This is a genomic window from Clostridium sp. AM33-3 (assembly GCF_003480315.1).
Classification (GTDB): domain Bacteria; phylum Bacillota; class Clostridia; order Lachnospirales; family Lachnospiraceae; genus Brotaphodocola.
In genome coordinates this window covers 59948-70332 of sequence record NZ_QUIV01000010.1, presented here as the reverse complement: position 1 = coordinate 70332, position 10385 = coordinate 59948, and the positions used below count along the sequence as shown (strand labels likewise).

9 protein-coding genes are annotated in these 10385 nt (G+C 48.2%); 6 read left to right on the top strand and 3 right to left on the bottom strand.

What is annotated here, in order from left to right; genetic code table 11:
* Positions 1 to 93 precede the first annotated feature (93 nt).
* Both DW819_RS07705 and DW819_RS07700 read right to left on the bottom strand, forming a co-directional pair.
* A complete protein-coding gene (locus DW819_RS07705) occupies positions 94 to 678 on the bottom strand; it encodes a 50S ribosomal protein L25 (protein WP_118732801.1) in 585 nt (194 codons plus the stop codon).
* A gap of 257 nt (positions 679 to 935) precedes the next feature.
* Positions 936 to 1949, bottom strand: a complete 1014-nt coding sequence (locus DW819_RS07700) for a LacI family DNA-binding transcriptional regulator (RefSeq protein WP_118732800.1) — start codon at positions 1947 to 1949, stop codon at positions 936 to 938.
* A gap of 404 nt (positions 1950 to 2353) precedes the next feature.
* On the opposite strand from DW819_RS07700, the gene xylB reads away from it, so the two are divergent.
* Genes xylB through DW819_RS07685 form a run of 3 tightly spaced genes read left to right on the top strand, consistent with a single transcriptional unit; the run spans position 2354 to position 5979 of the window.
* The gene (gene xylB, locus DW819_RS07695; protein WP_118732799.1) at positions 2354 to 3823 is read left to right on the top strand and encodes a xylulokinase; all 1470 of its coding nucleotides are present in this window, start codon (positions 2354 to 2356) and stop codon (positions 3821 to 3823) included.
* Positions 3824 to 3836: 13 nt separating this feature from the next.
* The gene (locus tag DW819_RS07690) at positions 3837 to 4454 is read left to right on the top strand and encodes a DUF4867 family protein (protein WP_118732798.1); all 618 of its coding nucleotides are present in this window, start codon (positions 3837 to 3839) and stop codon (positions 4452 to 4454) included.
* 40 nt (positions 4455 to 4494) lie between these two features.
* Positions 4495 to 5979 carry an L-fucose/L-arabinose isomerase family protein gene (locus DW819_RS07685; RefSeq protein ID WP_118732797.1) on the top strand — a complete coding sequence of 495 codons (1485 nt, stop codon included), beginning with the start codon at positions 4495 to 4497 and terminating at the stop codon, positions 5977 to 5979.
* 72 nt (positions 5980 to 6051) lie between these two features.
* On the opposite strand, the gene DW819_RS07680 is transcribed toward DW819_RS07685, so the two are convergent.
* The gene (locus DW819_RS07680) at positions 6052 to 6972 is read right to left on the bottom strand and encodes a LysR family transcriptional regulator (RefSeq protein WP_118732796.1); all 921 of its coding nucleotides are present in this window, start codon (positions 6970 to 6972) and stop codon (positions 6052 to 6054) included.
* Positions 6973 to 7155: 183 nt separating this feature from the next.
* Here DW819_RS07680 and DW819_RS07675 point away from each other — a divergent pair, with 183 nt between their 5' ends.
* The 3 genes from DW819_RS07675 (at position 7156) to DW819_RS07665 (ending at position 10380) form a co-directional block, all read left to right on the top strand.
* Positions 7156 to 8571 (top strand): extracellular solute-binding protein, encoded by a 1416-nt coding sequence (locus DW819_RS07675; RefSeq protein ID WP_118732795.1) that lies wholly within the window; start codon positions 7156 to 7158, stop codon positions 8569 to 8571.
* 80 nt (positions 8572 to 8651) lie between these two features.
* A complete protein-coding gene (locus tag DW819_RS07670; RefSeq protein WP_243025683.1) occupies positions 8652 to 9545 on the top strand; it encodes a sugar ABC transporter permease in 894 nt (297 codons plus the stop codon).
* Positions 9538 to 10380, top strand: coding sequence for a carbohydrate ABC transporter permease (locus DW819_RS07665; RefSeq protein ID WP_118732794.1), 843 nt, complete (start codon positions 9538 to 9540; stop codon positions 10378 to 10380). Before DW819_RS07670 ends, DW819_RS07665 begins: the two co-directional genes overlap by 8 nt.
* Positions 10381 to 10385 lie beyond the last annotated feature (5 nt).

Below are 10385 nucleotides of genomic sequence, written 5' to 3'. Positions count from 1 at the left end.
TATGGTCGCTCACAAAGCAAATTCCAATGTTTCTGCTTATTCTGTAGGCCCTCCCCGGAACTTCGGACCCTTTCGTGCTATTCCCTTAAATTGTTATTTTGCAGGTGTTTCTTCTGCGTCGTCATCTTCTTCTTCAGCTTTTGCGTATTCGCCGATATGGAACAGCTGGGAATCTGCGGTGGTGGTTACGGTAACACCTTTTTCTTCCAGTTTCAAGTCCTTAACATATAAGGTCTTGGTTCCCTGCGGGAGCTTTGCCAGATCAATTTCAATCGGGTCCAGAAGATGTGCCGGATCTGCTTTGTAGTGAATTTCAGTGATCTCCGGTTCGAAGACACCCTGTACAACCTCCTCGTTTACAAAGGTAACCGGAACAGTTGCAGCAACAACCTCGCCTGCAACCAGTGCCTGGAAATCCAGAGCCAGAATCTTCTTGCTGAGTGGATCATAATCAATATTCTTTACCAGGGCATCGACCTTTTCGCCGGAGATATCCAGCATGGTCTGCGCACCCTCTTTTGCTTTTTTAATGAAGTTTAATGCATCCTTCTCTGTATATTTCAGAGATACATTTTCTTTCATTTCACGGCCATACAGAACACCGGTGCTGTAGCCTTCTCTTCTTAATTTTTTTGCCTTTACCTCAGGATCTCTTTTTTCAGCTGCTAACGTCATCATAATAATCTGCCTCCTACTTTGAATGGCCGGGGGAAGAAATCCTTCCGGTCTTAATTATCTGAATTCATTCGTGTAGATGGAGAGCTTGTCTTTATGAGGAAGTTCTTCTTTTTGCACTGACTGTATTATAGCACTTTTGGAAAAAAGTGAACCTTTAAAAAGCACCAAAAAAGCAAACACACAAAAAATAAAATTGGCAATATTTTTCAGAAATTAGCACTCTTTTATGCAGAGTGCTAATAATGCCTGGGAGGAATTTAGCTATTTTCCCGGATTTTGATGGAATGCTCCACAAAGTTTTTTTCCTGGACAGGAGGTGCTCCGGAGGTCAGATATTCAAACAGGAGATCCAGGGATCGGGAACCCTGTTTGCGGGGCTGCTGGCTGATGGTGGCGGATATGACACCGGCACGCAGCATATCCAGTGTTGTGGGGACCTCATCGAAGGTAACAATTTTGGGATGGCGGCCGGATTCCTGAACGGCCTTACACCCGCCAAATACACCGGCTGCAGCGAAGAACAGGGCATCGATGTGGGGATTTTGCCGGAGAAGCTGCCGGGTCAGCGCATAGCTTTCAAATTCATCGTCATGGTTTTCCAGAATTTCCGCGATATGAATTCGGGGATAGGAGGCTTCCAGCGTCTCGGTCAGTCCGCGGATCCGCTCGGAATGGCATAACACATTCCGGGAACCGGTGATGATGCCAAGCTCTGTTTCGCCCTCCGTCATGAGCGCAAGCAGTCCGGCTGCAGTCCGGCCGCCGCAGATGTAATCACTTCCGACATAGGCCATGCGTTTGGAACCGAAGATATCCGTGTTGACAGTGACAACAGGAATCCCGCGGTCAACAAGCTCATCAATCTTTTCCTGAATTGCGGGATGATTGTAAGGAGCAAGCAGCAGTCCGTGAATGCCTTCGTCCAGAAGTTCATCGATGGCAGCAAGCTGGGCAGCAAGATCAAACTCGACCCGTCTGGTCAGGGTAGTCACACCGTAGTCGGCCAGTTCCCGGGCCTTTGCCTGCACACCCTCACTGACCTCGTCAAAGAATGGGTTGTTCCTGCTGAACAGGACAATGCCGATCTTATTCTTTTTCTTTTGGGCGGCGAGTGCCAGCCCGGCCTTGTTGGGACGGTAGTCCAGCGCTTTTGCGATTTCTTTTATCTTTTCGGCTGTCTGCGGGCTGACACCGCTGCGGTTATTTAAGACCCGGTCCACGGTTCCGCGGGAGACACCGGCCAGTTCTGCGATATCTTTGATTCGTGCCATGAAAAACCTCCGTGCAGAAATATAGTTACTGTTCACTGTATCATACGGAATTTTCAGTTCAGAAAATTCCTACCTGTGAACTGTAGCGAAATATATTCTCTGCATTTAACAATACACAAAATAGAAGAAAAAGTCAAATCAGGAAGAGACGTGCACGTGCACGAAAAGGTGTGAAAAGAAATGGTGACTATAGGAAAAAGAAACAGAAAACAGGTCGGAAACAAAGAAATAACAGATGATAATTGTGCGGTTTTAACAAAATAAATTACAGAATAGAAAAAAACTGGTCAAAGTATTGAAAAGTGTTCTCAAAAACGCTAAGATAAGAATCAGAAACGTGCACGTGCACGAATTGAGAAAACAAGAAGAACATGACATGCATATCAGAAAAAGGAGGATCGGACATGCTGTATATCGGAATAGATCTTGGAACATCGGCGGTGAAGCTGCTTCTGATGGATGGGGCGGGTCAGATCAAAAAGATCGTCTCGAAGGAATATCCCATTTATTTTCCGCATCCGGGCTGGTCAGAGCAGAAGCCGGAGGACTGGTTTGCCGGAACCATGGACGGGCTTAAGGAACTGCTCAATGGCTGTGACAAAGAGCAGGTGGCTGGCATCAGCTTTGGCGGGCAGATGCATGGACTTGTCATTCTGGATGAGGAAGACAGAGTGATCCGCCCGGCACTTCTCTGGAATGATGGCCGGACCTGGGAGGAATGCGATTACCTGAATAACGTGATCGGCAAAGAAAAGCTTTCCGAATATACGGCTAACATTTCCTTTACCGGATTTACCGCACCGAAGCTTTTATGGGTCAGAAACAAGGAGCCGGAGAACTTTGCGCGTATTGCAAAGATCATGCTTCCGAAGGATTACATTGCGTACCGACTGACCGGTGTGCACTGCACCGATGTGTCAGACGCATCCGGCATGCTTCTGTTTGATGTAAAGAACCGCTGCTGGTCGAAGGAGATGTGTGAGATCTGCGGTGTGCGGCAGGAACAGCTGGCGAAGGTCTATGAATCTTATGAAACTGTGGGAACGGTGCTTCCTGCCATTGCAGATGAACTGGGAGTTCCTCATATTGTGAAAGTGGCGGCCGGCGCCGGAGATAATGCGGCAGCAGCAGTGGGAACCGGAACCGTAGGAGATGGAAGATGTAATATTTCCCTGGGAACCAGCGGAACCATTTTCATTTCTTCGGAAAAATTCGGAGTAGACAGTCACAACGCCCTGCACGCCTTTGCTCATGCAGACGGACATTACCACCTGATGGGCTGCATGCTCAGCGCGGCTTCCTGCAATAAGTGGTGGATGGACGGAATCCTCGAAACTTCCGATTACGCAAAAGAACAGGCAGCCATCACGAAGCTGGGAGACAATCATGTGTATTTTCTGCCGTATCTGATGGGGGAGCGTTCTCCGCACAATGATCCGGACGCACGTGGTACCTTTATTGGCATGACGATGGATACCAGCCGCTCAGACATGACGCAGGCTGTACTGGAGGGCGTGGCATTCGCACTGCGGGATTCCCTGGAAGTGGCCAAATCCCTTGGAATTCAGATTGAACGCACGAAGATCTGCGGCGGCGGAGCAAAAAGTCCATTGTGGAGAAAGATCATTGCCAATGTCATGAATCTGAAGGTAGATATGATCGAGAGTGAGGAAGGACCGGCTCTGGGCGGTGCCATGCTTGCGGCGGTTGCTTGCGGAGAGTATAAGAGCGTGGAAGAGGCAGCACAGAAACTGGTGAAGGTCACCGGAACCGTGGAACCGGAACCGGAGCTGGCGGCAAAATATGAAAAACGCTATCAGACGTTTAAACAGATCTATCCGGCCTGTAAGCCGCTGTATGAACTGATGAAATAAGGAGGAAAAAACCATGGAAATCAAGAAAGTGACAGATTCGGCATTCCGGAAATATGGAAAGGTAGTGGAAAACATTGATTTTTCCGGGCTGATCCGGGCACTGACAGAAAAAACGCCGCTGCCTGCGGACGTTGTGTATGAGCCGTCGGCAGAAGTGCTGGAGGCAGAGCCGGTGTTTGAAACCGTGCAGAAAAAGGCATACGGCGAGATGCCGGTGCAGATTGGTTACTGTAACGGGCATAACCACAAGCTGAATGCGCTGGAGTATCATCGCTCCTCGGAAATCAATGTGGCAGCTACGGACGTGATTCTTCTGGTGGGACATCAGCAGGATATCACACCGGAGTTTACCTACGATACCTCCCTGGTTGAAGCATTTCTTCTCCCGAAGGGAACGGCTGTGGAGGTGTATGCCACAACCCTGCATTACGCGCCCTGCAGTGTGGGAGAGCAGGGGTTTCAGGTTGGGATCATACTTCCGCGCGGAACCAATTATCCGCTGGAAATGACGCATGAGGGCTGGGAGGACCGCCTGCTTGCGGCAACTAACAAGTGGCTGATCGGCCATCCGGAAGGCGGTCTGCCGGAGGGAAGCCATATTGGTCTGATCGGAGAAAATATCACAGTATAGGATTCATTTCTTTCATATTTTATTTTAGGAGGATAAAAGCATGAATAACATTCCAGAAGTAAAAGTAGGCATTGTTGCGGTGAGCCGTGACTGTTTCCCGGAGTCTTTATCCGTGAACCGCAGAAAAGCACTGGTGGACGCGTACAGCAAAAAGTACGATGCAAGGGATATCTATGAGTGTCCGGTCTGCATCGTGGAGAGCGAGATCCATATGGTCCAGGCGCTGGAGGATATCAGGAAAGCCGGATGCAACGCGCTGGTCGTGTACCTGGGAAATTTCGGACCGGAGATTTCCGAGACATTGCTGGCAAAGCATTTTGACGGTCCGAAAATGTTTGTTGCCGCAGCAGAGGAGAGCAAAGACAACCTGGTACAGGGACGCGGAGATGCTTATTGCGGTATGCTGAACGCAAGCTATAACCTGGCTCTGCGCAATATCAAGGCTTATATTCCGGAGTATCCGGTGGGTACCGCTGATGAATGCGCAGATATGATCCATGAGTTTTTACCGATCGCGAGAGCTGTCATCGGCCTGTCCGACTTAAAGATCATCAGCTTTGGCCCGAGACCGTTAAACTTCCTGGCATGCAATGCGCCGATCAAGCAGCTTTACAATCTGGGTGTGGAGATCGAGGAAAACTCGGAGCTGGATCTGTTCGAGGCTTTTAACAAGCATGAGGGTGACCCGAGAATCCCGGATGTTGTGGCAGATATGGAAAAAGAACTGGGGGAAGGTAATAAGAAGCCGGAGATCCTGCCGAAGCTGGCCCAGTACGAACTGACACTTCTTGACTGGGTGGAGGAGCACAGAGGATATCGCAAATATGTGGCCATTGCAGGAAAATGCTGGCCGGCATTCCAGACCCAGTTTGGCTTTGTGCCGTGCTATGTCAACAGCCGTCTGACCGGACGCGGTATCCCGGTATCCTGTGAGGTGGATATCTACGGCTGTTTAAGTGAGTTCATTGGAACCTGCGTGAGCCAGGATGCCGTGACACTTCTGGACATCAACAATACCGTGCCGTACGATCTTTACGATAGCGAGATCAAGGATAAATTTGACTACAAGAGCCATGATGTATTTATGGGCTTCCACTGCGGCAATACCACCACGAAAAAGCTTTCCTTCTGTCAGATGAAGTATCAGCTGATCATGGCAAGAAGCCTTCCGGAGGAGGTAACCCAGGGAACCCTGGAGGGCGATATTGTTCCGGGTGACATTACCTTCTTCCGTCTGCAGAGCACCGCAGACAACAAGCTGCGTGCCTATGTTGCAAACGGCGAGGTTCTGCCGGTGGCAACCCATTCCTTCGGAAGTATCGGTGTATTCGCGATCCCGGAGATGAAGCGCTTCTACCGTCATGTCCTGATCGAGGGCAACTTCCCGCATCACGGCGCGGTGGCTTTCGGACATTACGGAAAGGCCCTGTATGAGGTATTTAAGTATGTCGGAGTCGATGTCAGAGAGATTGGCTACAACCAGCCGGCCGGCGTGCGCTATCCGACAGAGAATCCATTTGCATAGGAATATGGAATTTGTATAATCAAAGAGCGAAGCCTCCGAAAGAAGAGGGGCTTCGCTCTTTTTGAATGAAAATCAGTATTCAATATAGGAATGTGCCAGCCAGTAGTCAGAGGCCATGCGGATGAAGGTCTCCATAGCTGCGTTAATATAGTGATTTTTGGCGTAGGCCGTGGAGAGTTCCCAGTAGGATTCCGGTCCAAGGGTGAAGTAAGCAACATCGTCATCTTCGACAGCGTAATAGCGAGGAATGATGGAGCAGCATTGTCCATTGGCGGCCAGGCGCTGCATGGTACGCATACTGATGGATTCAAACAGCAGTTTTGGCTTGAAGCCGGCTTTTGCAAAGAGGCGGTCGATGACAGCACGCAGGGTAGAGGTTTTTCTCACTAAGGTAAACAGATCGTTTTTGAATTCCGTGAGTGAGATTTCCGGGTAGTTTTCGGGCGTGCGTTTATCCTTATAGGCTAGCGGATGACTTCTTGGGACACACAGATAAAATGGCTCATACAGGATGTGCCGGTAGATGATATGCTTGTACTTGTGTTCAAAAATAGTGTGAAATCCAAAGTCCAGCTGACCGGAATCCAGAAGCTTTATCTGGGTTTCCACGTCGGCTTCGTAGGGCTGGAAGATGGTTTCCGGGTACTGTGCATGAATCTCCGGATAAATGGCGGTAAACATCTGGATGCCGCGTTCCGGAGTCAGGCCGACAGTGACCGTTCCCTTCCAGCGTTTTGCCATATCCTCAATGCGGGAGTAGGTATCCTTCTTGATTTCCAGCATCTTTTTGGAGGATTCGACATAAAGTGTGCCTACATCAGTCAGCTCCCAGTGATTTCTGGTTCGGACGAAAAGCGGTGCTCCAAGTTCCTTTTCCAACTTTAACAGCTGTTGATTTAAGGCGGATTGGGTTAAAAAGAGTTCCTCTGCAGATTTTGCGATGCTCTTAGTTTCTGCAATTGTGAGGATATATTCAATCAATTTCGTATCCATCTAAAAAATCCCCCCTGTATTGATTAAATTTGGTGAAAAATACAATGAATTTAAGATTAGCTTAAGCTCATTTAATTATAATTAAATTGCATTTATATAGCAATACTTATATAATGAAAATACACAAAAAACAAGAAGCGCAACCGAAAAAATAAAACAATTATAACAAGTGGAGGGTGAACAATGAAAAAAAGAAGTTTAGTAATGGCAATGGCCCTGGTAACAGCAGTTTCCGGACTGACTGCATGTGGTTCTTCTGGCAAGACTGAGACAGCAGCGCCTGAGACTACGGCAGCAGAAGCAGGCAAGGAGGCTTCCTCCGAAGCAGCACCGGCTGAGGTGGATGATAAGGGGTATCACAGCACTTACGATGTTTCTTCCGCAGGAGATGTAAAGCTGGATGTTATGATCACGTCCCTAGGCGATTCCGATGGCGGCCCGTTCTTAAGAGGAGTCATGGACAAATATATGGAGATGTATCCGAACGTAACCTTGAATCCGGTTGAGTGTTCCATGAATGATCTGTACACAACCCTGATTACCCAGACAACGGCCGGAACCCTGCCGGACATTTTTACCATGTCGGAAGCGTATTCTGCGAACTGTCTGGAAATGGGCATGGGTGTTGACAACCTGGATGAGCTGCTTGGCAAGGATTACATGGATGGACTTCTGGATGCAGCAGTAGAGAATTCCACCGTAGACGGACATTTTGTTTATATGCCGTGGCAGAACAATACCACCGCAATGGTTTACCGCAAAGACCTCTTCGAAGAGAAGGGACTGGAGATTCCGAAAACCTGGGATGAGTATCTGGAGACTGCAAAGGCTCTGACGGAGGATACAAACGGAGACGGTAAGGTTGACCGTTACGGCAGTGTATTCGCAGGAACCAGAAACGACTCTGCAGAGTCCAGATTCCAGACCTTTGCACTGACCTTTGGATGTGATTTCGTAAAAGACAATGGGGATGGAACCTTTACCTCCGGTTTCGATACCGATGCTTACAAGAATGCAATGAGCACCTTTATTGATATCGCGGCAAACGAGGGCGTTTCTCCTTCCGGTTTTGTTGAGACCGGTTACTCTGAGGCTTATACCATGATCGGTGCAGATCAGGCATGCATGTTCTTCAGCGGTTCCAATGTGCTGGGCGGTATCTACAATGCAAACCCGGATATGCGCGGTAAGATGGGCAGCTTCCCGATGCCGACCGCAGAGGGCGTTGATCCGGTAACCTCTTTCTCAAGTGTAGGTATGACCATCAGCAATACCTGTAAAAATCCGGAAGTAGCAGCAGATTTCCTGAAGTACATGACCAGTGTAGATAACAGTGTAGAGTGGAACAAGGCAACCTGCCGTCTGCCGGTTGTAAAAGAAGCTCTGGATGCAATTGTTGCAAATGATGAGGCATACGCAGGATTTGCAGAAGCATCTGAGAGTGCAGTGATCTATCCGGCATTTGCTGGTATGGCTGAGTTAAGAGATGCAAGTGGTGAGTGCTGGCAGAAGGTTGTTTCTGAGGGAGCATCCGTAGATGATGCAGTAGCAGATGCAGCAGCTAAGGCAGCAGAAACCTGCAAGAGTTACAGCAAGTAAGGCAGCTTGAAAGCGGGCGGCTGTATAGAGGCATAGTTCCATACAGCCGCCCTTTCTCTTTTCTTTTGGAGGGCAAAACAGTGAATGACACCAAGAAAAAATGGAATCTGTGCCGGCTGAAGTCGAAGATGACTCCGTACTGGTTTATTTCTCCGGCAACGCTGACGATTATCTGTCTCGTTGTATATCCGATTCTGTATGGAATCTATATCAGTTTCTTTGATACCAATCTGGTAAACAAATGGAACTTTGTAGGACTCCGGTATTACGCACAGGCCTTGACGGACGCATCATTTTTACACAGCCTGATGAAAACCATGATCTTCACGGTAACGGTTGTGTGCGGACACTTTGTATTGGGCTTCATTTTCGCATCCATCTTAAATACTGACATCAAGTACCGGACGTTATTCCGCGGAATCCTGATTCTGCCGTGGCTGTTTCCGGATGTGGTGATTGCTTATCTGTTTAAGTGGATCCTGAATACCCAGGGTGGTATTTTAAATGAACTTCTGATGCATTTCAGCATTATTTCCGAACCGGTTGGCTGGCTTAGTACTTCAGCCACAGCATTCCCCTGTGTGATCCTGGTCAGCATGTGGAAAGGTTATCCTCTGGTCATGGTACAGATCCTGGCCGGTATCCAGACCATTTCCCACGATCTGTATGAGGCAGCTGAGATTGACGGAGCGAATATGTGGCAGCGCTTCCGCTATGTAACCCTTCCAGCTCTGAAGCCGATCCTGACCACGATCCTGATTCTGGATACGGTGTGGGTATTCAAACAGTTCACACTGATCTGGCTGATGACATCCGGTGGCCCGGGAAGTTCTACCATGGTATCTGCCATCGAAATTTACAAGAATGCGTTCTCTTACTTTAAATATGGCTTTGCATCGGCACAGTCCGTATACATTCTTGTAATCTGTTACCTTATCGGAGTTGTGTTCAGGAGGTTATTACGTGATGACTAGTAAAGGAAAGAACAGACTGTTTACCTGTATCGGATATCTGATCCTGGGCATCGAATGTCTGGGTGTATTGCTTCCATTATCCTGGATGGTGATTACTTCATTAAAATCCATGGCAGATATTACACTGTCCAGAGGCCTGACTCTGTTTCCGTCCGGTCCTACGCTGGAAAACTTCGTAAATATCTGGAAGGAATATCCAATTGCGACTTATATCAAAAACAGCATTGTTGCAGTTGGCGGATCTACGGTGATCGGCGTTGTATGTGCAGCCCTTTGCGGATATGGACTTTCCCGCTATCAGTTTAAAGGAAAAGCATTTTTGCTGAGCTTTCTGCTGGTAACCCAGATGTTTCCGGCAGTTATGAAAATCATTCCATATTACAAAATTCTTGTTTCTGTTCATTTAAATAATACCCAGATCGGTCTGATGGTGGTATACGCTTCCTTCAGTATTCCGTTCTGTACCTGGATGATGTACGGATATTTCAAGAGCATTTCCACGGGACTGGATGAGGCAGCCCGGGTGGACGGCAGCAGCGCGTTCAATACGTTTTTAAAGATCATTCTTCCGATCGCCCTGCCGGGTCTGGTAGCAACCATCATATACGCATTTCTTCAGAACTGGAATGAGTATATGTTTGCATCGGTCCTGATGTCTGCGGATGAGAAGAAAACCATTACTTATGCAATCAGTACGATGGCAGATGCATACAAGATCCAGTGGAATTATCTGATGTGTGCGGCCATGATCTCCAGTGTGCCGACTCTGACCGTGTTTGTAGTAATGCAGAAATATCTGATCGCCGGAATGACTGCCGGTGCAGTAAAAGAGTAAACGAA

Excerpts from the sequence above, each read along its gene's own strand:
- DW819_RS07680 (WP_118732796.1), bottom strand. The coding sequence starts at position 6,972 with ATGGATACGAAATTGATTGAATATATCCTCACAATTGCAGAAACTAAG.
- xylB (WP_118732799.1), top strand. The coding sequence starts at position 2,354 with ATGCTGTATATCGGAATAGATCTTGGAACATCGGCGGTGAAGCTGCTT.
- DW819_RS07665 (WP_118732794.1), top strand. The coding sequence starts at position 9,538 with ATGACTAGTAAAGGAAAGAACAGACTGTTTACCTGTATCGGATATCTG.
- DW819_RS07685 (WP_118732797.1), top strand. The coding sequence starts at position 4,495 with ATGAATAACATTCCAGAAGTAAAAGTAGGCATTGTTGCGGTGAGCCGT.
- DW819_RS07700 (WP_118732800.1), bottom strand. The coding sequence starts at position 1,949 with ATGGCACGAATCAAAGATATCGCAGAACTGGCCGGTGTCTCCCGCGGA.
- DW819_RS07690 (WP_118732798.1), top strand. The coding sequence starts at position 3,837 with ATGGAAATCAAGAAAGTGACAGATTCGGCATTCCGGAAATATGGAAAG.
- DW819_RS07705 (WP_118732801.1), bottom strand. The coding sequence starts at position 678 with ATGATGACGTTAGCAGCTGAAAAAAGAGATCCTGAGGTAAAGGCAAAA.
- DW819_RS07675 (WP_118732795.1), top strand. The coding sequence starts at position 7,156 with ATGAAAAAAAGAAGTTTAGTAATGGCAATGGCCCTGGTAACAGCAGTT.